At 71.4% G+C, this 21,373-nt stretch carries 18 protein-coding genes; 8 read left to right on the forward strand and 10 right to left on the reverse strand.

What is annotated here, in order from left to right; all coding sequences use genetic code 11:
• Positions 1–102: 102 nt before the first annotated feature.
• Positions 103–1,644, forward strand: coding sequence for an MFS transporter (locus tag IFT88_RS07945; RefSeq protein WP_192119877.1), 1,542 nt, complete (start codon positions 103–105; stop codon positions 1,642–1,644).
• Positions 1,645–1,750: 106 nt separating this feature from the next.
• On the opposite strand, the gene IFT88_RS07950 is transcribed toward IFT88_RS07945, so the two are convergent.
• From IFT88_RS07950 to aroA, 4 genes are all read right to left on the reverse strand, one after another.
• Positions 1,751–1,891 carry a hypothetical protein gene (locus tag IFT88_RS07950; RefSeq protein WP_156155470.1) on the reverse strand — a complete coding sequence of 47 codons (141 nt, stop codon included), beginning with the start codon at positions 1,889–1,891 and terminating at the stop codon, positions 1,751–1,753.
• A 296-nt stretch (positions 1,892–2,187) separates the two neighbouring features.
• Positions 2,188–2,949: an inositol monophosphatase family protein gene (locus tag IFT88_RS07955; protein WP_199859088.1), complete on the reverse strand. Its 762-nt coding sequence runs from the start codon at positions 2,947–2,949 to the stop codon at positions 2,188–2,190.
• Positions 2,950–3,185: 236 nt separating this feature from the next.
• A complete protein-coding gene (gene rsgA, locus IFT88_RS07960) occupies positions 3,186–4,316 on the reverse strand; it encodes a ribosome small subunit-dependent GTPase A (protein WP_192119881.1) in 1,131 nt (376 codons plus the stop codon).
• A gap of 73 nt (positions 4,317–4,389) precedes the next feature.
• Positions 4,390–5,805, reverse strand: coding sequence for a 3-phosphoshikimate 1-carboxyvinyltransferase (gene aroA, locus IFT88_RS07965; protein WP_192119883.1), 1,416 nt, complete (start codon positions 5,803–5,805; stop codon positions 4,390–4,392).
• A 96-nt stretch (positions 5,806–5,901) separates the two neighbouring features.
• On the opposite strand from aroA, the gene IFT88_RS07970 reads away from it, so the two are divergent.
• Genes IFT88_RS07970 through IFT88_RS07980 form a run of 3 tightly spaced genes read left to right on the forward strand, consistent with a single transcriptional unit; the run spans position 5,902 to position 7,334 of the window.
• On the forward strand, positions 5,902–6,591 hold the full coding sequence (locus tag IFT88_RS07970; RefSeq protein WP_043593709.1) for a sigma-70 family RNA polymerase sigma factor: 690 nt from the start codon (positions 5,902–5,904) through the stop codon (positions 6,589–6,591).
• On the forward strand, positions 6,588–6,833 hold the full coding sequence (locus IFT88_RS07975) for a zf-HC2 domain-containing protein (protein WP_043593711.1): 246 nt from the start codon (positions 6,588–6,590) through the stop codon (positions 6,831–6,833). Before IFT88_RS07970 ends, IFT88_RS07975 begins: the two co-directional genes overlap by 4 nt.
• Positions 6,834–6,893: 60 nt before the next feature.
• A complete protein-coding gene (locus IFT88_RS07980) occupies positions 6,894–7,334 on the forward strand; it encodes a GNAT family N-acetyltransferase (RefSeq protein WP_056225910.1) in 441 nt (146 codons plus the stop codon).
• Between the two features lie 772 nt (positions 7,335–8,106).
• Here IFT88_RS07980 and IFT88_RS07985 read toward each other — a convergent pair.
• Positions 8,107–11,880, reverse strand: coding sequence for a multifunctional oxoglutarate decarboxylase/oxoglutarate dehydrogenase thiamine pyrophosphate-binding subunit/dihydrolipoyllysine-residue succinyltransferase subunit (locus IFT88_RS07985; RefSeq protein WP_192119885.1), 3,774 nt, complete (start codon positions 11,878–11,880; stop codon positions 8,107–8,109).
• Between the two features lie 122 nt (positions 11,881–12,002).
• Between IFT88_RS07985 and guaB1 the strand changes: the two genes are divergently transcribed.
• From guaB1 to IFT88_RS08000, 3 genes are all read left to right on the forward strand, one after another.
• On the forward strand, positions 12,003–13,439 hold the full coding sequence (guaB1, locus tag IFT88_RS07990; RefSeq protein WP_043593715.1) for a GMP reductase: 1,437 nt from the start codon (positions 12,003–12,005) through the stop codon (positions 13,437–13,439).
• Between the two features lie 157 nt (positions 13,440–13,596).
• The gene (locus IFT88_RS07995; protein WP_137848188.1) at positions 13,597–15,069 is read left to right on the forward strand and encodes a CNNM domain-containing protein; all 1,473 of its coding nucleotides are present in this window, start codon (positions 13,597–13,599) and stop codon (positions 15,067–15,069) included.
• Positions 15,066–16,106, forward strand: a complete 1,041-nt coding sequence (locus IFT88_RS08000; protein ID WP_043593716.1) for a hemolysin family protein — start codon at positions 15,066–15,068, stop codon at positions 16,104–16,106. The genes IFT88_RS07995 and IFT88_RS08000 overlap by 4 nt, the downstream gene beginning before the upstream one ends.
• Before the next feature lie 96 nt (positions 16,107–16,202).
• Here the strand turns inward: IFT88_RS08000 and IFT88_RS08005 are convergent, their stop codons facing one another.
• Both IFT88_RS08005 and IFT88_RS08010 read right to left on the reverse strand, forming a co-directional pair.
• Positions 16,203–17,360 (reverse strand): NADH:flavin oxidoreductase/NADH oxidase, encoded by a 1,158-nt coding sequence (locus IFT88_RS08005; RefSeq protein ID WP_192119887.1) that lies wholly within the window; start codon positions 17,358–17,360, stop codon positions 16,203–16,205.
• Entirely contained in the window at positions 17,357–17,992 is a 636-nt protein-coding gene (locus tag IFT88_RS08010; protein ID WP_192119889.1) for an HAD family hydrolase, read from the reverse strand. Before IFT88_RS08010 ends, IFT88_RS08005 begins: the two co-directional genes overlap by 4 nt.
• A 53-nt stretch (positions 17,993–18,045) precedes the next feature.
• Between IFT88_RS08010 and IFT88_RS08015 the strand changes: the two genes are divergently transcribed.
• Complete coding sequence (locus IFT88_RS08015) at positions 18,046–18,879, forward strand: NAD(P)H-hydrate dehydratase (RefSeq protein WP_192119891.1); 834 nt, start codon at positions 18,046–18,048, stop codon at positions 18,877–18,879.
• 37 nt (positions 18,880–18,916) lie between these two features.
• On the opposite strand, the gene IFT88_RS08020 is transcribed toward IFT88_RS08015, so the two are convergent.
• The 3 genes from IFT88_RS08020 to IFT88_RS08030 all read right to left on the reverse strand — a co-directional run bounded on the left by IFT88_RS08020 (position 18,917) and on the right by IFT88_RS08030 (position 21,366).
• Positions 18,917–19,609, reverse strand: coding sequence for a YceI family protein (locus tag IFT88_RS08020; protein WP_043593719.1), 693 nt, complete (start codon positions 19,607–19,609; stop codon positions 18,917–18,919).
• 117 nt (positions 19,610–19,726) lie between these two features.
• A complete protein-coding gene (locus IFT88_RS08025) occupies positions 19,727–20,530 on the reverse strand; it encodes an amino acid ABC transporter ATP-binding protein (protein ID WP_192119893.1) in 804 nt (267 codons plus the stop codon).
• Positions 20,527–21,366, reverse strand: a complete 840-nt coding sequence (locus tag IFT88_RS08030; protein WP_231567041.1) for an amino acid ABC transporter permease — start codon at positions 21,364–21,366, stop codon at positions 20,527–20,529. Before IFT88_RS08030 ends, IFT88_RS08025 begins: the two co-directional genes overlap by 4 nt.
• Positions 21,367–21,373 lie beyond the last annotated feature (7 nt).

Raw genomic sequence — 21,373 nt, forward strand, 5'->3', positions numbered from 1 at the left:
CGACGGAGCCCGGGAGGCGCGGGTCGGCCCACCCGGGCTGCACCCGTTCCGCAGCCACTCGCGTCGTTGCATGCCGTGCACGGTGTATGACGGAACGATCCCATGACGAAGACATCCGACACCCCTGCCCCGGGAGGCGCCGACGCCGCCCGCTCCGCCTCCGGCCACGGCCGCGCCGCCCGCTCCGACGAGGAACGCCAGAAGTGGCGCGCGTTCGCCGTGTGCGTCGGCGTCGCCGCCCTGACGATCCTCGACCTGTCGAAGGTCAATGTCGGCCTGCCCAGCATCGAGGCGTCGCTCGGCGCCGGGCCCACCGCCCTGCAGCTGATCGTCGCCGGCTACGCCCTCGCCTTCGGCCTGTCGCTCGTGCCGTCCGGCCGCCTCGGCGACCTCAAGTCGCGCCGCATGATGTTCGTCATCGGCCTGACCTCGTTCACCGTCGCCAGCCTGCTCTGCGCCCTCGCCCCGACCATCGAGTTGCTCGTCGCCGCACGCATCCTGCAGGGCGTCGCCGCCGGCATCCAGATGCCGCAGGTGCTCGGTCTCATCCAGCAGCTCTTCCAGGGCAAGGAACGCGGCCGCGCCTTCGGCTTCTTCGGCGCCATCATCGGCGTCAGCACCGCGTTCGGCCCGACCCTCGGCGGCCTGCTCATCGCGATCGGCGGCCCCGAGGACGGCTGGCGCCTGCTGTTCTGGATGAACATCCCGCTCGGCCTGATCGCCATCTTCTTCGCCCTCAAGCTGCTGCCGAAGACCCGCACGGCCTCGAACGGCCACAACGAGCTCGACCTGTTCGGCATCGTGCTGCTCGGCCTGACGATCTTCACCCTCATGCTGCCGTTCGTGCTGACGACAGGCCAGGGGGACGACCCCCTGCGCTGGCTGTTCTTGATCGGCTTCGTCGGGTTCGGCGCCGCCTTCGTCTGGTGGGAGCAGCGCTACAAGGCCCGCGGCAAGTCGCCGGTCGTGCACTTCAGCCTGTTCTCGCTCGCGTCGTACCGCAACGGCACCCTGATCGCCACGGTCTACTTCTGCGCCCTGCCCGCGACCTTCCTGCTGACGACGTTGTACCTGCAGCAGGGGCTCGGCCTCGAGCCCGTCTACGCCGGCATGGTCACCATCCCGTTCGCCCTGACCAGCGCCGTCGCCGCGTTCTACGGCGGACGCCTCGTCGACCGCTTCGGTCGCAGCCTGGTCGTGCTCGGGCTCATCCTCGTCGCGGTGGGCTTCGTCGCCCTGCTGCTCGCTGCCGTGCTCACCCCGCGCGACATCACGCCCTACGCCATGGGCATCGGCATGCTCATCGCCGGCACGGGTGGTGGCTTCGTCATCTCGCCGAACCAGACGCTGACGTTGGCCGAGGTGCCCGTCGAGATGGGCGGCGTCGCCGGCTCGATGGGGCAGGTCGGCCAGCGCGCCGGCACGGCCATCGGCACGGCGGCCGCGGTCTCGACGTTCTACTCGGTCATCGCCGGGGCCGGGGGAGCCGAGGGCGCCGACCTCGACATCTACCACGAGGCCTACCGCAACGGCTTCTTCGTCACGATCGCCCTGGTGTCCGTGGCGCTCGTGCTCGGGCTGATGGACCTCCGCGCCCGCAAGAAGGGTCGCGTGGGCGACGGGGCTGAGACCGCTGCTGCGTAGTCGGTGACCTCCGTCGTCGGGGTGACCCGCGCCTCCTCGCTGAGACGCGCCTCCTCGCTGAGACGCGCCTCCTCAGCGAGACGCGCGGGGTGGCATGCCCCGCAGGTCAGAGGCGGGCGAAGGCCTCGACGACGTAGCTCGTGACGTCGACCTGGCGCGTGCCCGGCAGGGCGATCGACGCGGGGTCGACCGAACCGGCGGCGGTGCTGGTGGTGGCGGAGACGGAGACGGCGGGCGTGACGAACATGGTGGGCCTTTCGGTCGGCTGATGAGGCGGTTGACGGGGCCCGGCCGCCCGTCACAGGGAGACGGGCGGCGGAGCCCCTGACGTCCCTGCCCGAGATGCTCGGTGCTCCTGCTGGAGCCGGCGACGTCGTGCGACCAGTCAAGCCGTCCGGACGTTGCGTGAACATGAGCGCAGGGCTGAGTCGCCCTCCGTCGCAGGGATGAACCTCGACCACCGTCATCCCGCCACGAAAAACGAGCCGCCACGCAAAAACGTGGCGGCTCGTGTACTTCGTGGTGGCGTGGGCCCCACAGCGGTCAGGCAGGAGGCGCGGCCACGACCTCGAGGACGCTCTCGTGCAGCAGTCCGTTCGTCGCCATCGCGGTGCCGTGCCAGGGGCCCGGCTGGCCGTCGGCGCTCGTGAAGCGACCGCCGGCCTCCTCGACGACGACGGCCACGGCCGCCATGTCGTAGGGCTGCAGGTCGAACTCGCCCGCGATGTCGAGCGCGCCCTCGGCCACGAGCATGTACGACCAGAAGTCGCCGTACGCGCGCGTCCGCCAGACCCGACCCGTCAGTTCGAGCAGCTGCGGCAGGCGCCCGGCGTCGATCCAGTACTCGAGCCCGTTGAAGCTCAGCGACGCGTCGGCCAGGTCGCGCACGCCCGACACCCGCAGCGGCCCATCGTGCTCGGTCGAGAAGGCGCCACCACCTTGCGTCGCCCACCAGCGCCGGCCGAGCGCCGGAGCGCTGACCACGCCCACCACGGGCACCCCGTCGACGACGAGCGAGATCAAGGCCGCCCAGACCGGCACCCCGCGCAGGAAGTTCGCCGTGCCGTCGATCGGGTCGACCACCCACTGGCGGTGCGAGGGAGCGTCGTGGCCGTACTCCTCGCCGTAGAAGGTGTCGTCGGGGCGGGCGACGGCGACCCGCTCGCGGATCGCCCGCTCGACGGCCTGGTCGGCATCGGTCACGTGCGAGCGGTCGGGCTTGAGCGACACGTGCAGGTCGGCCGACCGGTACCGCTCGGTGCTGATCGCGTCGGCCAGGTCGGCCAGCTCGAGCGCGAGCGCCAGGTCGTCCGCCCAGGGCGTCCCGGGCGATCGGTCGGACGAGGAGGCGCGGGTCGGCTCGGCAGCATCGGTCACCCCGTCAGCGTACCCAGCCCGCCCTGCTCGTCCGCGCGCTGCCCGCCTGACCGACCCGCGCCTCCTGGGCTGGCGTCGCCGAAGCGGGCGTGTTCGTCGACGGCGGGCCTGCGCGGCCGGCCGTCGAGCACGGACTCGCCCGCTTCACAGGTCGCGGCGGTGCGCTAGCCGAGTTCGTCGCTGCGCGCGTCGTCGGCGGCCGCCGCGAGGTCACGCGCGCTCACGCCGCCCTTGGACGCGAGCAGCGACTGCAGCGACTCGAGCCGTTCGCGACCGACGTCGCCGAGCTCGCCGGCCTCGATGCGGTCGACGATCTCCCAGTCGTGGGCCTCGGCCAGCGGGATGCCGTCGACCGGCTCGCCCTCGGCCGGGATCGCGTGCGCCGCGAACGACTTGAGGATGTTCTCGGGGTCGACGTGGCCCAGGCCGAACGAGCGGACGCCCGGGGTGTCGACGATCCAACCGCCGGTCGGCACCTTGAACGACACCGTCGACGACGACGTGTGCCGCCCGCGTCCGGTGACGGCGTTGACCACGCCCACCTCGCGACGCGACCCGGTCAGGGCGTTGACGAGGGTCGACTTGCCGACGCCCGAATGGCCGACCGTGACCGTCACGTGCCCGTCGAGGATGCCGCGCAGCTCGTCGAGCGCGGGGGAGACCTGCCCGCCCGGAGCGACCTCGTCGAACGAGGTCGACGTCGTCGTGACGATGCGCAGGTCGAAGCACGAGAAGTGCGCCGCGAACGGTGCCGGGTCGGCGAGGTCGGTCTTGGTGATGCAGAGGATCGGTTCGACCCCGGCGTCGAACGCCGCCACCATGTAGCGGTCGACCAGGCGGGGCCGGGGCTCGGGGTCGGCGGCGGCGACGACGATCAGCATCTGGTCGGCGTTGGCGACGATGACGCGCTCGACCGCGTCGCTGTCGTCGGCGCTGCGCCGCAGCAGGGTCGAGCGGTCGTGCACCTTGACGATGCGGGCGAGCGACCCCTCGGAGCCGCTCGTGTCCCCGACGACACCGACGCGGTCGCCGGTCACGACGCTCTTCTTGCCGAGCTCGCGGGCCCGCGCCGTCGTGATCTCGCGTTCGTCGGGGGTGCCGGCGTCCATCAGCACGCCGTAGCGGCCACGGTCGACCGTCCAGACGACGCCCTCCTCGGCGTTCGCGTAGGCCGGGCGCTGCTTGGTGCGCGGCTTGTTGCCCTTGGGGTTCGGGCGCACCCGCACCGAGCTCTCGTCGTACTGGGCGTAGTCGCCCTCGTCCTCGGCGTCGTCGCCGTCGCTCCACCAGCTCATCGTGTCTCGCTCATCGTCGACCGTGCCTCGCTCGTTCCGTGCCGTGCCCCGCTCATCGTCGTCGGCCCGGCGCCTAGAGGAACCCGAGCAGGTCGATGTCGGCGGGGCTCTGGCGGACGGACCGGCCGAGCATCTCGTCCCACAACTCGACGAACTGCGGCAGCGTCTTGCCCACGACGCGCACGTCGTCGAGCTCGACCCCCTCGACCGCGAGGCCGATGATCGCCGCCGCCGTCGCCATGCGGTGGTCCTCGTAGGTGCGCCACTGGCCCGCGTGCAGCGGGGACGGCTCGATGCGCAGGCCGTCCTCGAGTTCGGTCACCGCGCCTCCGAGGGCGTTGATCTCGGCCGCCAGGGCCGCGAGGCGATCGGTCTCGTGACCGCGCAGGTGGCCGATGCCGGTGATCGTGCTCGGGCCCGACGCCAGGGCGGCGAGGGCGACGAGTGCGGGGGCGAGCTCGCCGCCGCGGGACAGGTCGACGTCGACCCCGGGCAACGAGCCGCCGCCGACGAGGCCCACGCCGCCGTCGACGGTCAGGGTGTCGCCGTCGAGCGTGACGGTCGCGCCCCAGAGCGGCAGCAGGTCGATCAGGTCGGCCCCGACCTGGGTCGTGTCGGCGGGCCAGTGCGCGATGGACACGGTGCCGCCCGCGACCAGGGCGGCCACGAGGAACGGTGCCGCGTTCGACAGGTCGGGTTCGATGATGACCTCGCGCCCTGCGATCGGCGTCGGCGGCACGACCCAGGTGCCGACGGCGGGCGAGGCGACCTCGACCCCGCGCTGGGCGAGCGCGTCGATCGTCATCTCGATGTGGGGCAGGCTCGGTAGGCGTTCGCCGGTGTGGGTCAGGGTGAGGCCGCGCTCGAAGCGGGGGGCCGACAGCAGCAGCCCCGAGACGAACTGGCTCGAGGCCGACGCGTCGATCTCGACGTCGCCGCCCTCGACCTCGCCGGTGCCGTAGAGGCTGAACGGCAGGGCGCCGCGGCCGTCGTCGTTCACCTCGACGCCGAGGGCACGGAGCGCCTCGATCGTCGTGCGCATGGGTCGCTTGCGGGCGCTGGCGTCGCCGTCGAACGTGACCGGGCCGAGGGCCAGCGCCGCGACCGGGGGCAGGAACCTCATGACCGTGCCGGCCAGGCCGCAGTCGATCGTCGCCCCGCCCTGCAGGTCGCCCGGCGTGACGACCAGGTCGGGCCCGAAGGGGGAGTCGTTGGGGAACTCGGTGACCGTCGTACCCAGCGCCCTCAGCGCCTCGATCATCAGCGCCGTGTCGCGCGAGTGCAGCGGCAGGCGCAGCGTCGAGGGCGACGACGCCAGCGCCGAGAGCACCAGTTCGCGGTTCGTCAGCGACTTCGACCCGGGCAAGGACGAGGAGGCGCGCAACGGCCCGGAGGCGGTGGGCGCCACCCAGCGCCCCTCGTCGACCTCGGGAACCTTTCCGTCGCCGTAGGGAGAGAACTCGGGCCCGGAATACCTGTACACCTGCATCGGTTCACCACAGTAATGCAGCAAGAACCTGGAGGACCTGTGCCTGTCGCACTCGCACCGAGGGAAATCACCGTCGCCGAACTAGAATCGGCCCTGATGAGCACCCCCGAGGGCCACGAGCCCACACCGACCGATGCCGCCGTCGAGCCGACCGAGGCCGACGTCGACGCCGCCCTCGAGGCCGTCGACGCCGACGCCGTGAAGCGCGCCCTGTTCGAAGAGCAGGCGCTTCCGTTCATGGACCAGCTCTACGCCGCGGGCATGCGCATGACGCGCAACCCCGCCGACGCCAGCGACCTCGTCCAAGAGACCTTCGTCAAGGCGTACGCGGCGTTCGCGCAGTTCCAGCAGGGCACCAACCTGAAGGCCTGGCTCTACCGCATCCAGACCAACACGTTCATCAACACGTATCGCAAGAAGCAGCGCGACCCGTACCAGGGCACGATCGACGAGTTGGAAGACTGGCAGATGGGCGGCGCCGAGTCGGCGACCCGCGCCTCCGGCTCGACCCGCTCGGCCGAGGCCGAGGCGATCGACCACCTCCCCGACAGCGCCGTGAAGGACGCCCTGCAGAAGGTCCCCGAAGACTTCCGCATGGCCGTGTACTTCGCGGACGTCGAAGGCTTCTCGTACCAAGAGATCGCCGACATCATGAAGACCCCCGTGGGCACCGTGATGAGCCGCCTGCACCGCGGCCGTCGCCTGCTCCGTGAACTCCTCGCCGACTACGCGCGCGATCGTGGCATCGCCGTCCCCGTCGGCCCGTCGAAGGGCGCAAAGAAATGACCGATTGCGGTTGCACCAAGGCCAAGGCCGAACTCGAGGACTACCTGCACAACGAGTTGTGCCGCGAGGACGCGGCCGACATCCGCGAGCACATGGCGAACTGCGGCGACTGCTCGGGCGAGCACAAGGTCGGCGTCGTGCTGACCGAGGCCGTCCAGCGCGCCTGCCGCGAGACGGCACCCGAAGACCTGCGGGCGACCGTCCTGGCACGGTTGCGCGAGCTGCAGTCGGCGCACCGCTAGTCGTCGCGCTCCGTGCCGAGCCGGTCGTCACATGACGAACGGCTGCGCTAGCGTCGAGGCATGACCGCAACGGTGCAGCCCCTCGGCATCCCGACCACCAGCGACCTCGACGACCTCGTGTCGTTGATCGGCCTGCTCGGCTACGCGCTCGACGCGGACGTCCTCTCGCGGCGGCTGGCACGGCTGACGGCCGACGCGGGGCACGAGACCTGGGTCGTGCGAGGCGACGACGGGCGCATCACGGCGGTCGCCGGTGGCCACGTCGTGTGGGCCTACAACGACGATGCGCCGACGGCTGAGCTGCTGTTGCTCGTGGTGTCGGCCGAGGCGCGCCGCGACGGCGTGGGGTCGTACCTGCTCGGTCACTTCGAGACGTGGGCCCGGGGGCACCAGGCGCGCGTGCTGAACGCGGTCTCGGCTGCCGCGACCGACTCGGCCAACCGCTTCTACCGCAAGCGTGGTTACCACGAGGCCGGCGTCCGCTACTCGAAGCTCGTCTGACCGCCGCGGCTTCCCACCGCTGCGACGGCGGCGTCATCGTCGGCTGAACCTGCCGCCGGCGGTCGGCAGCTCAGGACTCACGGTGCGCTGGGCGCGCGTAGACGCCAAGAGGGGCACGTATTCCTGAGTTGCCGACGACGGACCCCCGTGGCCGCTGATGTCGCAGGTCGCGTGTCACCTGTCACCTGTCGCGCGTTCTGGATGGTGTGTCGGGTGTCGCGGTCGGCAATTCCTGGCCGGTGTCGTCGCGCAGCGTTCTGAGCGGTGCTGAGCGCACAGGAGTCCTGAGTTGCCGACAGCAGGCCGGGGCCGGGGCCGGAGCGGCGGGGTGCTCGTTCTGCTCGACCACGGGCGCGGGAGCCGACAGCGTGAGGTGTGGGCGGGCCGGTGTCGGCAACTCAGGAGAACGGTCGCGAATCGGGCGGCTGGCGCGCGGCGAGGCGACAAAACTCCTGAGTTGCCGACAGCGGGCCGGGGCCGGAGCGGCGGGGGCCGAGTTCGGCTCGGAGAGTCGGCGCGGAAGCATGCGTGCCCGCGGGTGCAGTCGGGCGCACGTCGGCAACTCAGGAGAACGGTCGCGAATCGGGCGGCTGGCGCGCGGTGAGGCGACAAAACTCCTGAGTTGCCGACGCGCGACGCGCGACGCGCGACGCGCGACGCGCGACGCCGGCGACGGGGGCAAGAGGCGAGGGTGGACGACGGGACAGGCGAGACGACCGTGGCCGCGCCCCCGGCAGGAGGCACGGCCACGGTCGAGCGGGCAGGCGACCCTCTAGAGGTCGAGCGCCTCGGCGATCAAGGTCGCCTGCTGCGCGGCGCTCGCCTTGTTCGACCCGGCGGCCGGCGAAGCCGACGCGGGACGTGACGCGACGCGGATCTGTCGGTCGAGGTGCTTCTGCAGCTCGAGCACGACGAACGGCCACGCGCCCTGGTTCTCGGGCTCTTCTTGAGCCCAGACCAGCTCGGCGGACGGGTAGCGGTCGAGCACGCGGCGGATCTCGTCGAGCGGCAGCGGGTAGAGCTGCTCGAGACGGACCAGCGCGACGTCGTTCTGGACGCCCCGCTTGTCGAGCTCGGACGAGAGGTCGTAGTGGATCTTGCCGCTGTGCAGGACGACGCGCTTCGTCGACTCGGGTTCGGACACCCGCGTGCAGTCGAGCACCGGCTCGAAGCGACCCGAGGTGAAGGCGTCGACCCCGCTGGTCGCTCCGCGCAGCCGCAGCATGGCCTTCGGCGTGAAGACCACGAGCGGACGACGCGGGCGGGCGTAGGCCTGACGGCGCAGCAGGTGGAAGTACGACGCGGGCGTCGACGGCCGGGCGATCGTCATGTTGTCCTCGGCACAGAGCTGCAGGAAGCGTTCGATGCGGGCGGACGAGTGGTCGGGGCCCTGACCCTCGTAGCCGTGCGGCAACAGGAGCACGACGCTCGAACGTTGTCCCCATTTCTGCTCGGCCGACGAGATGAACTCGTCGATGACCGTCTGGGCGCCGTTGCTGAAGTCGCCGAACTGGGCTTCCCACAAGACGAGTGCGTCGGCCCGTTCGACCGAGTAGCCGTACTCGAAGGCCATGGCCGCGTACTCGCTGAGCAGCGAGTCGTAGATCCAGAGCTTCGCCTGGTTGTCGGCGATGTTCTGCAGCGGCAGCCACTCCTGGCCGTTCTCACGGTCGTGCAGCACCGAGTGCCGCTGCACGAAGGTGCCGCGACGGCTGTCCTGACCGGCGAGGCGCACGGGCGTGCCCTCGGTCAGCAACGAGCCGAAGGCGAGCAACTCGGCGAAGGCCCAGTCGATGCCGCCGTTGCGGCTCATGTCGACGCGCTTCTTCAGCAGTTGCTGCAGCTTCGGGTGCACCGAGAACCCGGCCGGCGGGTTGTCGTGCGCGTCCCCGATGTCGTGCACGAGCTCGAGCGAGACCCCCGTGGTCTCGGGCTCGCCCCGGGCGTCGTCCTGCTGGGCGACGGGACGCTCGAGGTCGGCGACGTCGCCGTCGTCGCTCGTGACGACCGGGATCGACCCGGTCTGGGCGGCGTGCGTCTCGGCGAAGGCGCGCTCGAGGCGCTCCTGGAAGTCGCGGTGGGCGCCGTCGTACTCGTCTTGCGTGATGTCGCCTCGACCGACGAGGGCCTCGGTGTAGAGGGTGCGCACCGAGCGCTTCTGCTCGATGAGGTTGTACATCAGCGGCTGGGTCATCGAGGGGTCGTCGCCCTCGTTGTGGCCGCGTCGGCGGTAGCAGACGAGGTCGATGACGATGTCGCGCTTGAACTGCTGACGGTACGAGAACGCGAGCTCGGCGACGCGGGCCACGGCCTCGGGGTCGTCGCCGTTCACGTGGAAGATCGGCGCCTGGATCGTCTTGGCGACGTCGGTGGAGTACACAGAGGTGCGCGACTCGGACGGCGGCGTCGTGAAGCCCACCTGGTTGTTGATGACGATGTGGATGGTGCCGCCGACGCGGTAACCGCGCAGCTGCGACATCTGCAGCGTCTCGACCACGACGCCCTGACCGGCCATGGCCGCGTCGCCGTGGATCAGGATGGGCAGCGTGCTGAAGGCGCCGGTCGTCCCGCGGTCTTGCTTGGCGCGCACGATGCCCTCGAGCACGCCGTCACCGGCCTCGAGGTGCGACGGGTTCGCGGCCAGGTACACCGGGATGGTCTCGCCGACGGCGCTCGTGAACTCGCCCTCGGTGCCGAGGTGGTACTTGACGTCGCCCGAGCCCTGGACCGTCTTGGGGTCTTGCGTGCCCTCGAACTCGCGGAAGATTTGACCGTAGGTCTTGCCGGCGATGTTCGTCAGCACGTTCAGGCGCCCGCGGTGGGCCATGCCGATCGCGACCTCGTCGAGGCCTTCGCGGGCGGCGTGCTGCATGACCGTGTCGAGCAGCGAGATCGTGGACTCGCCGCCCTCGAGGCTGAAGCGCTTCTGGCCGACGTACTTCGTCTGCAGGAAGGTCTCGAAGGCCTCGGCCTCGTTGAGCTTCGCGAGGATGCGCATCTGCTCGTCGTGCGAGGGCTTCGTGTAGGGCACCTCGAGGTGGTCCTGGATCCACTTGCGCTGTGCCGGGTCCTGGATGTGCATGTACTCGACGCCGATGGTGCGGCAGTACGAGTCGCGCAGGATGCCGAGGATGTCGCGCAGCAGGGCATGGGTGCGGCCGCCCAGGCCGCCGGTGACGAATTCGCGGTCGAGGTCCCAGAAGGTGAGCCCGTGGCTCTCGATCGCGAGGTCAGGGTGCGTGCGCTGGCGGTACTCGAGCGGGTCGATGTCGGCCATCAGGTGGCCGCGCACGCGGTAGCTGTTGATCAGCTCTTGCACGCGGGCCGTCTTGCTGACGCGCTCGGCCAGGTTGACGTTGATGTCGGCGTTCCAGTGGATCGGCTCGTACGGGATGCGCAGCGCCGCGAAGATGTCCTCGTAGAAGCCGCGCTGCCCGATCAGCAGCTCGTGCACCTTCTTGAGGAACTCTCCCGAGCCCGCCCCCTGGATGACCCGGTGGTCGTAGGTGCTGGTCAGCGTGATGGTCTTGCCGATGCCCAGCTCGACCAGGGTCTTCGAGGCCGAGCCCTGGAACTCGGCCGGGTAGTCGAGCGCACCGGCGCCGATGATGGCCCCCGCGCCCTTCATCAGACGGGGCACGCTGTGCACGGTGCCGATGCCGCCGGGGTTGGTCAGCGAGATCGTGTTGCCCTGGAAGTCGGCGGCCGCGAGTTTGTTGTCGCGGGCCCGCTTGACGATGTCCTCGTAGGCGGTCAGGAACTCGCCGAAGTGCATCTCTTCGGCCTTCTTGATGCCGGGCACGAGCAGGGCACGGGTGCCGTCGGGCTTCGGGATGTCGATCGCGAGGCCGAGGTTGAGGTGCGCCGGCGTGACGACCGACGGCTTGCCGTCGACCTCGTCGTAGAAGACGTTCTGGCTGGGGAACTCTTTCAGGGCCTGCACCAGGGCCCAACCGATGAGGTGGGTGAACGACACCTTGCCGCCGCGCGCGCGCTTGAGGTGGTTGTTGATGACGATGCGGTTGTCGATCATCAGCTTCGCCGGGATCGTGCGGACGCTCGTCGCGGTGGGCACGGTGAGGCTGGCGTCCATGTTCGTGGCGAGCGACTTGGCCATGCCGCGCAGGGGCGAGACGACGTTCTCGGCCTCGGGCGTGGGCTGCTCGCCGGGGGTCGTGGGCTTCGCCTTGGCCTTGTCGGGCACCTGGGCCGGGATCGGCTTCGCCGCGGGTTCGACCGAGGTGGTGCGCGCGGCGGCCTTCTGACCGGCGGCCGCGGCGGCGGCGGGTGCCGGGGCCTCGGCCGCCGGCACGGCACCGGAGGACGCAGGAGGCGCGGGTGGGGTCTCGACGGACGGTGCGGCGGGCGACGTGGGCGCGGACCCGCTCTCGGGCGGCGTGTAGGCCTCGAGGATCGGCCACCACGACTCGTCGACCGAGTTCTTGTCGACCACCCACTGCTCGTAGAGCTCGTCGACGAGCCACTCGTTGGCCCCGAACTCGGCTGCAGCGCCGTCGTCAGTTGTACCGGTCACGTGGCTTGACACAGCCGATCGCCCACTCTCCGTTGATTGTTGATCAGTGCGTGGGCTGCGACGCCCACCTCTGCCAGCTTAAGCGCAAACGGCCGGTCCTCGGCGGGACGACTCACAGGGATTACCGTGGACCCATGCGGTTCTACGAGACGACCCCCACGCACGATCTGACCTACTCCGACGTGTTCCTCGTCCCGAGCCGGTCGTCGATCACCAGCAGGCTCGACGTGTCCCTCGCCCCGGGCGACGGCACGGGCGCCACGATCCCGATCGTGTCGGCCAACATGAACTCGGTCACGGGCCCTCGCCTGGCGGCGACCCTGGCCCGTCGCGGCGGGCTCGGCGTGCTGCCGCAGGACATGCACCTGCAAGACCTCGACGCCGCCATCCGCTGGGTCAAGGCCCAGCCCGTCGACTACGACACGCCCTACTCGCTCGACGCGGGGCAGACCGTCGAGCAGGCGCTGTCGGTCGTCCCGGCCGTCGAGGGCCACGGCATCGTCCTGCACGACGGCACGGGGGCCTACCTCGGCTGCATCGCCACCTCCCGCCTGGCCACGGCCCCGCGGGACGCGGTGCTCGGCGACCTGCTGCACGGCGCCCTGACCTCGCTCGACGCGGACGACGTCGACAGTCCGCGCGACGCGTTCGACCGCATGGTGGCGGCCGACATCCACTTCGCCCCCGTGCTGCGGCACGGTCGGGTCGTCGGCACGGTGAGCCGCAAGAGCGCGCTGCGCTCGACGATCTACCAGCCCGCCGTCGACGCCGACGGCCGGCTCCGCGTCGCCGCGGCGGTCGGCATCAACGGCGACGTCGCGGGCAAGGCGAAGGCCCTCGCCGCGGCAGGCGTCGACGTCCTCGTGATCGACACGGCGCACGGCGACCAGGACGGCATGATCCGGGCCGTCCAGGCGGTGTCCGCCCTCGACCTGGGCCTGCCGATCGTCGCGGGCAACGTCGTCACCGAAGAGGCCGTGAGGCACCTCGTCGCCGCGGGCGCGTCCATCGTCAAGGTGGGCGTCGGGCCGGGTGCCATGTGCACCACGCGCATGATGACCGCCGTCGGTCGTCCCCAGTTCTCGGCCGTGCTCGAGACGGCGGCGACCGCCCGTGCCCTCGGGGCGCACGTCTGGGCCGACGGCGGCGTGCGCTACCCGCGCGACGTGGCGCTCGCCCTCGCGGCGGGCGCGTCGTCGGTGATGATCGGCTCGTGGTTCGCCGGCACCATCGAGGCTCCGGGCGAGCTCGCGAGCGACGAGCGAGGCCTCTACAAAGAGAGCTGGGGCATGGCGTCGACCAAGGCCGTGCGCGGTCGCTTCGAGCGCCTCGACCCGTACGAGCTGGCCCGCAAGACGCTCTTCGCCGAGGGCATCTCGTCGTCGAAGATCTACCTCGACCCGCTGCGTCCCGGCGTCGAGGACCTCCTCGACATGATCACGTCGGGCGTCCGCAGCTCGTTCACCTACGCCGGGGCGACGTCGGTCCCCGAGTTCGCCGAGCGTGCGCTCGTCGGCGTCCAGTCGGCGGCCGGCTACGAAGAGGGCAAGGCGCTCCCCGTCAGCTGGTGAGACGGGGCCGAGATCGCGCGACGGGAACCGTCCCGGTGCCGTAAGATCTCCCGTCTATGGATGACCCTCCGTCTCAGACGACCGCACCCTCCCACCATCTCGCGCCGTGCCTCCTGACCACGGGCCCTTCGGCCGCCGAGCGGGGTGACTCCGCCCGGTGAACGAGTGGATACTGCTCGCGTTCGGCCTGCTGCTCACCGTCGGCACCGGCCTCTTCGTGGCCAGCGAGTTCTCGCTGGTCAACCTCGACCGGTCCGACCTCGAGGCCCGTCAGTCCCGAGGTGAGAAGGGGCTCGCCCCGACCATCGGGGCGCTGCGCATCACGTCGACCCACCTGTCGAGTGCCCAGCTCGGCATCACGCTGACGACCCTGCTGACCGGCTACACGATGGAGCCCGCGATCTCGCGCCTCCTGTCGCCGCCGCTCACCGCGGTCGGCGTGCCCGAGGGGGTCGTCGCGGTCGGTGCCCCGATCGTCTCGATCGTCGTCGCGACCCTGCTGTCGATGATCATCGGCGAGCTCGTGCCCAAGAACTTCGCCCTGGCCCTCCCGCTCAAGACGGCGAAGCTGGTCATCCCGTTCCAGGTGCTGTTCACCACGGTGTTCAAGCCCGCGGTCGCCCTGCTCAACAACACGGCCAACGCCGTGCTGCGCGCCATGGGCATCGAACCGAAAGAAGAGCTGTCGGGTGCCCGGACGGCCGAAGAGCTGTCGTCGCTCGTGCGCCGCTCGGCGACCGAGGGCAGCCTCGACCGCGACACGGCGACCCTGCTCGCCCGCACGCTCGTTTTCAGCGACCACACCGCCTCCGACGTCATGACCCCGCGGCCCCGCCTGTCGACCGTCGCGCGCGGCGACTCGGCCGAGACCGTCCTCGAGTTGGCTCGACGCACCGGCTACTCGCGGTTCCCGGTGACCGACGACGGCATCGACGACGTCGTGGGCCTCGTCCACGTCAAGCAGGCCGTCTCGGTGCCGCGTGAGAAGCGAGCCGACGTGCCCGTCTCCGCGCTGCTGACCGACGCCGTCCGCGTGCCCGAGACGATGACCCTCGACAACCTGCTGGGCGAGGTGCGCGGTCGCGGCTACCAGATGGCCGTCGTCGTCGACGAGTACGGCGGCACCGCCGGTGTCGTCACCCTCGAAGACCTGATCGAAGAGCTGGTCGGCGAGGTCAGCGACGAGCACGACCGCAGCCGGGTCGACGTCGTCCGCTCGCGCAACTGGCTGACCTTCCCCGGCCTGCTACGGCCCGACGAACTGCTCGAGCGCGCCTCGGTCAAGGTGCCGGAGGACGGCCCCTACGAGACCGTCGGCGGCTGGCTGATGAGCGAGCTCGGCCGCCTGCCCAAGGTCGGCGACGTCGTCGAGACCGACGACGGCGCGTTCCGGGTCGAACGGCTCGACGGCCGACGCATCGACCGCATCCGCTTCACGCCCACGCCCGACGACGTGCCCGAGGTCACGACGACCGAGCCGGGCCGACGCGACGGCCGTGGGCGGGACGACCGCGACCGGTCCGGTCGTCGTGACCCGAAGGCACCGCGCGAGGAGGCGCGGCCCGAGAAGGTGCGCACGGGCGTCGAGGACGACCGTCGCGCGGTCCGCACGAAAGAGGTGACCCGATGAGCAGCGACTGGTGGGGCATCGTCTGGCTCGTGGTGCTGTTGGCCGGCAACGCGTTCTTCGTGGCGGCCGAGTTCGCCGTGATCTCGGCCCGCCGGTCGCAGATCGAGCCCAAGGCCGAGGCCGGCAGCCGGGCCGCCAAGACCACGCTCTGGGCCATGGAGCACGCGACGATGATGCTCGCGACGACGCAGCTCGGCATCACGATCTGCTCGCTGCTGATCCTCAACGTGTCCGAGCCGTCGATCCACCACCTGCTCGAGGGGCCGCTCGGCTGGACCGGGCTCAGCCCCGAGCTGGTCAGCGTCGTCGGTTTCGTTATCACGCTGGTGCTCGTGTCGTTCCTGCACGTCGTGTTCGGCGAGATGGTGCCGAAGAACATCTCGTTCTCGCTGCCGGACCGTGCCGCGCTGCTGCTGGCCCCGCCGCTCGTCGCCATCGCCCGCGTGCTGCACGTGGTCGTGCTGGCCCTCAACCACTCGGCGAACGCCGTGCTGCGGGCCTTCAAGGTCGAGCCGAAGGACGAGGCGACCAGCGCCTACACGGTCGACGAGGTCGCGACGATCGTGGCCCAGTCGCAGCGTGAGGGCATGATCACCGACGCCACCGGCACCGTGCGTGCGGCGTTCGAGTTCACCGAGAAGACCGTCGCGCAGACGGCCGTCCCGATGGACGAACTCGTGACCCTGCCCGAGGACGCGACGCCGCACGACGTCGAGCGCGCCGTCGCCCAGCGCGGCTTCTCGCGGTACGTGCTGGTCGACGACGGCGGTGACCCCACGGGGTACCTGCACCTCAAGGACGTCATCGACCTCGACGAGGACGAGTTCGCCGACCCGGTGCCGCCGAAGCGCATCCGGCAGCTGATCTCGATCTTCCAGGGCACCGAGCTCGAGGACGCCCTGGCGACCATGCGCCGCAGCGGCGTCCACGTCGCGCGGTCCTTCGACGAGACCGGCGCCACGCGCGGCGTGCTCTTCCTGGAAGACATCCTCGAAGAGCTCATCGGCGAGGTGCAGGACGCGACCCGGCGTCGCTGAGCGAGCCTCCGCAGACGACGCGACCCGCGCCTCCTGACCCGAGAGGGTGAGGAGGCGCGGGTCGCGTCGTGCAGGGCCGTCGCGGCCCCGGGCGGCTCAGCGCACGCGGAACGGGGCTCGCTCGTACTGCGACGGCACGTAGTCGAGCTCGACCCCGAGTTCTGCCGCGGCGCGCAGCGGGAAGTGCGGGTCGCGCAGGAACTCGCGCGCCATGAGCACGACGTCGGCGCGACCGCTGGCCACGACCTCGTTCGCCTGCTCGGCGCCGACGATGAGGCCGACGGCGCCGGTCTCGACGCGGCCCTGGGTGCGGACGTGCTCGGCGAAGCGCACCTGGTAGCCGAGGCCGACCGGGATGCTCACGCCGGCGACGAGGCCGCCGGTCGAGATGTCGAAGAGGTCGGCGCCGGCGTCGTGCGCCCAGGCGGCGACGGTGGCGGTGTCGTCCTCGTTCCAGCCGCCGTCGGCCCAGTCGGTCGCCGAGAAGCGGACGAGCAGCGGGTACTCGTCGCCGACCTCGGCCCGCACGGCCGCGACGACCTCGAGCAGGAACCGCGCACGGTTCTCGAGCGACCCGCCGTACCGGTCGTCGCGCTCGTTGCTCAGCGGCGAGAGGAACTGGTGCAGCAGGTAGCCGTGGGCGGCGTGCAGCTCGATCAGCTCGAAACCGGCGTCGACCGAGCGGCGCGCGGCGACGCGGAACGCCTCGACGAGGTCGCCCACCGCCTCGGTGGTCAGCGCGACGGGCTCGTCGTAGCCCTCGAAGGCGACGGCGGAGGGGGCGACGGTGGTCCAGCCGCCCTGTTCGGCGGGGACGGTGCCCTGCGTCTCGCTCCACGGGCGGAAGGTCGAGGCCTTGCGGCCCGCGTGGGCGAGCTGCACGCCGGGCACGGAGCCCTGCGAGCGGATGAACGCCGTGATCGGGCGGAACGCCTCGACCTGCGCGTCGTTCCAGAGCCCGAGGTCTTGCGGCGAGATGCGGCCCTCGGGCGTGACGGACGTGGCTTCGGCGATGACCGCACCCGCGCCTCCTCGGGCGAGCGAGCCCAGGTGCACGAGGTGCCAGTCGGTGGGGACGCCGTCCTCGAGCTCTGCCGAGTACTGGCACATGGGGGCGACCCAGAGGCGGTTGCGGAAGGCCTGGCCGCGCAGGGTGATCGGGTCGAAGAGGCCGACGCTCGTGCCGGTGGGCACCGCGGTGGCGTCGGGGGTGGTCGTGGGGACTGCGTCCGTCTGGGTCACGAGGGGGGTCATCGCCTTTCGGTGGGGAGGGCCGCGAGCTCGTCGACGAAGCGTCGGAGCGGCTCGGGCCCGGTGTAGAGGTGCCCGGTGATGCCGAGCGCCTGGGCGGCCTCGACGTTGTCGGACCTGTTGTCGATGAACACCGTGGCGGCGGCCGTTGTTCCGAGTTCGGCCAGGGCGTGCTCGAAGATGGTGGCCGACGGCTTGAGGTCGTCGAGTTCGGCGCTGACGAAGACGTGCTCGAACAGCTCGCCGAGGGGCGAGTGCCGGAACGGCGACGCGAAGTCGAGACCGGCGTTCGAGAGGATCGCCAGGCGCGTGCCGCCGTCGGCCAGGTCGGCGATGACGTCGAGTGTGCCGGGCTCGGGGACGAACCACGACGGGAAGTCGGCGGCCCAGAGCTCGTGCACGCGGGTGTGGGTCCAGGCGGCGCCGGTGTCGGCCTCGATCGCACGCCAGTACGCTCCGGCGCTGAGCGTACCCCGGTCGAGGGCGTGGCGGTGGCGACCGTAGCAGGGCCAGAGCACGTCCGGGTCGACGCCCGCGAGGTCTTCGATGCGGCGGCGCGACGCGTCGTCGGGGAACCGCGCGATCACCTCGCCGTAGTCGAAGACGACGGTGCGGCCGGGGAGTGAGATGCTCATCGGCCCACCGTATCGGCGGGCACGGGTCGGTCGGGGCCGACTACCGTCGGGGCGTGACCTCCGACACCCGCTTCACCGACTGGACCCCTTCCGACGCCGCCGACCGGATCGCCGTCCCCGCGGTCGACGACGACAAGTACAGCCGGGGCGTGCTCGGCGTCGTGACCGGCTCGAGCTCGTACCCGGGCGCCGCCGTGCTCGGGGTCGAGGCCGCGCTGCACACCGGGGTCGGCATGCTGCGTTACCTCGGCCCCGCCCGCGCGTCCGACTTCGTGCTGCACCGTCGACCCGAGGCCGTCACGAGCCCGGGTCGCGTGCAGGCATGGTTGCTCGGCTCGGGGGTCGACCCGGACCACCTCGACGACGAGACGCGCGACGGGTTCGCGACCGCCGCCTCCTCGGGGGTGCCGCTCGTCCTCGACGCCGGGGCGTTGTCGCTGCGCGAGCACGCGACCGGGCCCGTCGTGCTGACACCCCACTTCCGCGAGCTGGCGAAGGCGTCGGGACGCGAGGTGGACGACGTCGCGGCCGACCCGGCGGGCGCCGCCGAACGCGCGGCGGGGGAGTGGGGTTGCACGGTGCTCGTGAAGGGCCACCGCACGTACGTCGCGTCGCCGGGCGGCACGCGGCTGGTCGCCGCCAGCGCCCCGTCGTGGCTCGCGACCGCCGGTGCGGGTGACGCGCTCGGAGGAGTCCTCGGGGCCCTGGTCGCGACCCACGCCGACGAGATCGCCGGGGACGAGGAGGCGCTGGCCCGGTTGGCCGCGACGGCTGCGGTCGTCCACGGCCTCGCGGCGTCCCGGGCGGGTGCCGGGGGACCGTTCACCGTGCTCGGCCTGGTCGACGCCCTGCCCGCCACGATCGCGGACCTGCTGCGCCGGGGCTGAGCCCGGCCGTGGCGGGCCCGACGCGAGCGCCCGAGGGTCAGGAGGCGGGGGTCGCCGCCACGAGGAACTCGACCGTGCCCTGGTCCTCGACCTTGACGAAGCCGAGGCTCGGCGCGTCGACGCCGTAGTCCGAGAAGGTCACCGGGATCGATCCGCTCACCTGCACGCCGTCGCCCGAGAGCGCCGCCTGCAGGGGTACGGTGACGGTCTTCGTGACGCCGTGCATGGTCAGCTCGCCGGTCGCCTCGACCTTGGCCACCTCGCCGTCGGACGGGACGGCCGCCTCGATCGGCTGGGTCAGCGTGAAGGTGGCCGTGGGGTACTGGTTCACCTGCATGGCGGTGCCCTTGAAGTAGTCGTCGCGGTTGCTGCTGTCGGTCGCGATCGAGGCGACGTCGACGTCGATGGTCGCGGCCGAGATGGTCGTGCCGTCGACGGTGATGGTGCCGGAGACCTGGTCGGTCTTGCCGACGACGGTGACGTCGGTGCCGTTCAGCACCTCGTCGACGCGGTAGCCGGCCGTGCTGCCGTCGCCGATGCTCCAGTCGCCCGTGAGTTGGCTGGGGTCGAGCGTGCTCGAGCCGGGGGTGAGCGAGGCGGTGGGTGCGGCGTCGGGTTCACCGACGATCACGTCGCGGTAGAAGGCCGGCCCGGCGAAGGCCGCGGTGGCCCCCAGGACGACGACGACGGCTGCGGCGATGCCCAGCCCGATCTTGGTCTTCTTCTTCATGGTGTCTTCGTCCTTCGGAGGGGTCGGCGTGACGCGCGGCGAGTCCACGGGGCTGGCTCCGATGGTGGCGTGCCTCTTTTGCAAGAACCTGGGAGGCGCGGGTGAAGACGGTGGGCGTCAGGGCGCGGTGAAGCGGGTGAGGAACTCGCGGGTGCGGGCCTCGCGCGGCGCCGTGAACAGCTGGGCGGGCGGGCCCTGCTCGGCGATGCGGCCCCGGTCGAGGAAGACGACCCGGTCGGCGACGTCGCGGGCGAAGGCCATCTCGTGCGTCGCCATGAGGATCGTCGTGCCGACCTCTTTCAGCGTGCGCACGAGGTCGAGCACCTCGCCCACCAGCTCGGGGTCGAGCGCACTCGTGATCTCGTCGAGCAGCAGCACGGCGGGGCGCGGGGCCAGGGCCCGGGCGATGGCGACCCGCTGCTGCTGACCGCCCGAGAGGCGGTCGGGGTACGCGCCGGCCCTGTCGCCGAGGCCCACGCGCGTGAGGACCTCGAGGGCGCGCTCGTTCGCGGCGGCCTTGGGCTGGCGCAGCACGTGGCGACTGGCGAGCGCGACGTTGTCGAGCACGGTCAGGTGCGGGAAGAGGTTGAAGTGCTGGAAGACGACGCCGATCCGGGCACGGACGGCGTCGACGCGCACCCGGGGGTCGGTGATGTCGTCGTCACCGAGCACGATGCGGCCGTCGTCGATCTGTTCGAGCAGGTTCACGGTGCGCAGCAGGGTCGACTTGCCCGAGCCGCTGGCCCCGATCAGCGCCACGACCTCGTCTCGCGCGACGTCGAGGTCGATGCCGTCGAGCACGACCGTGTCGCCGAACGACTTGCGGACGCCCTCGAGGCGCAGCACCGTCTCGGGGCCGTGAGCGGCGGGGGTGACGGGCACCGCGCCTCCTGCGGTGGGCTCGGGGGTGGGGGTGCTCATACGACGCTGCCCGCCTGTTCGCGACGACGGAGGCGCGCCGACAGCCAGTCGGTCAGCCAGATGGTGGGCAGGGCGAGCAGCACGAAGAGCAGCCCCGCGAGCACGTAGGGCGTGAAGTTCGCCGCGGTCGCCGTCTCGATCTGCGCGGCGCGGACGGCGTCGACGGCCCCGAGCACCGAGATGAGCCCGACGTCTTTCTGCATCGAGACGAAGTCGTTCATGAGGGCGGGCGTCACCTTCCGCAGAGCCTGCGGGAACACGACGAGGCGCAGGGTCTTGGCGTGGCTGAGACCGAGGGACCGTGCCGCGAGGCGCTGCGACGGGTGGACGGCGTCGATGCCGGCGCGGATGACCTCGGACACGTAGGCCGAGTAGGTGAGGATCAGCGCGATGGTGCCCCAGAACTCGGCGGGCAGGCGTGGGATGCCGAGGCCGAGGCCCGGCACACCGAAGCCCACGAGGTAGAGCACGATGATCAGCGGCATGCCACGGAACAGGTCGGTGTAGCCCCGCACGAGTGCCCGGACAGGGAAGAACACCGGCCCCCTGAGGGTGCGCAGCGCGGACAGGACGGTGCTGACGACGGCGACGCCGACGGCCGCGACCAGCAGGACCCGCACGTTCAACCAGAGGCCCTCGACGACGCGGGGCCAGGCCGAGGCGAAGGTCGCCCCGTCGAGGAAGCTGAACTGGACGCGGGACCAGCCGGGCGTGCTGGTGACCGCCCACCAGGCGAGGGCGGCGAAGGCGACCGTGCTGACGGCCGCGATCACGACGGAGCGGGTCGACTGCCGTCGCCGGAACGCGCGTCGGTCGAGTTCGAGGTCGCTGACCACCACCGGG

Source organism: Frigoribacterium sp. CFBP 8751 (assembly GCF_014841545.1).
Taxonomy (GTDB): domain Bacteria; phylum Actinomycetota; class Actinomycetes; order Actinomycetales; family Microbacteriaceae; genus Frigoribacterium.

What these genes read in the sequence shown, in the direction of transcription:
- IFT88_RS07945 (WP_192119877.1), top strand. Translation starts at nt 103, where the DNA reads ATGACGAAGACATCCGACACCCCTGCCCCGGGAGGCGCCGACGCCGCC.
- IFT88_RS07950 (WP_156155470.1), bottom strand. Translation starts at nt 1,891, where the DNA reads ATGTTCGTCACGCCCGCCGTCTCCGTCTCCGCCACCACCAGCACCGCC.
- rsgA (WP_192119881.1), bottom strand. Translation starts at nt 4,316, where the DNA reads ATGAGCTGGTGGAGCGACGGCGACGACGCCGAGGACGAGGGCGACTAC.
- aroA (WP_192119883.1), bottom strand. Translation starts at nt 5,805, where the DNA reads ATGCAGGTGTACAGGTATTCCGGGCCCGAGTTCTCTCCCTACGGCGAC.
- IFT88_RS07970 (WP_043593709.1), top strand. Translation starts at nt 5,902, where the DNA reads ATGAGCACCCCCGAGGGCCACGAGCCCACACCGACCGATGCCGCCGTC.
- IFT88_RS07975 (WP_043593711.1), top strand. Translation starts at nt 6,588, where the DNA reads ATGACCGATTGCGGTTGCACCAAGGCCAAGGCCGAACTCGAGGACTAC.
- IFT88_RS07980 (WP_056225910.1), top strand. Translation starts at nt 6,894, where the DNA reads ATGACCGCAACGGTGCAGCCCCTCGGCATCCCGACCACCAGCGACCTC.
- guaB1 (WP_043593715.1), top strand. Translation starts at nt 12,003, where the DNA reads ATGCGGTTCTACGAGACGACCCCCACGCACGATCTGACCTACTCCGAC.
- IFT88_RS08000 (WP_043593716.1), top strand. Translation starts at nt 15,066, where the DNA reads ATGAGCAGCGACTGGTGGGGCATCGTCTGGCTCGTGGTGCTGTTGGCC.
- IFT88_RS08005 (WP_192119887.1), bottom strand. Translation starts at nt 17,360, where the DNA reads ATGACCCCCCTCGTGACCCAGACGGACGCAGTCCCCACGACCACCCCC.
- IFT88_RS08010 (WP_192119889.1), bottom strand. Translation starts at nt 17,992, where the DNA reads ATGAGCATCTCACTCCCCGGCCGCACCGTCGTCTTCGACTACGGCGAG.
- IFT88_RS08020 (WP_043593719.1), bottom strand. Translation starts at nt 19,609, where the DNA reads ATGAAGAAGAAGACCAAGATCGGGCTGGGCATCGCCGCAGCCGTCGTC.
- IFT88_RS08025 (WP_192119893.1), bottom strand. Translation starts at nt 20,530, where the DNA reads ATGAGCACCCCCACCCCCGAGCCCACCGCAGGAGGCGCGGTGCCCGTC.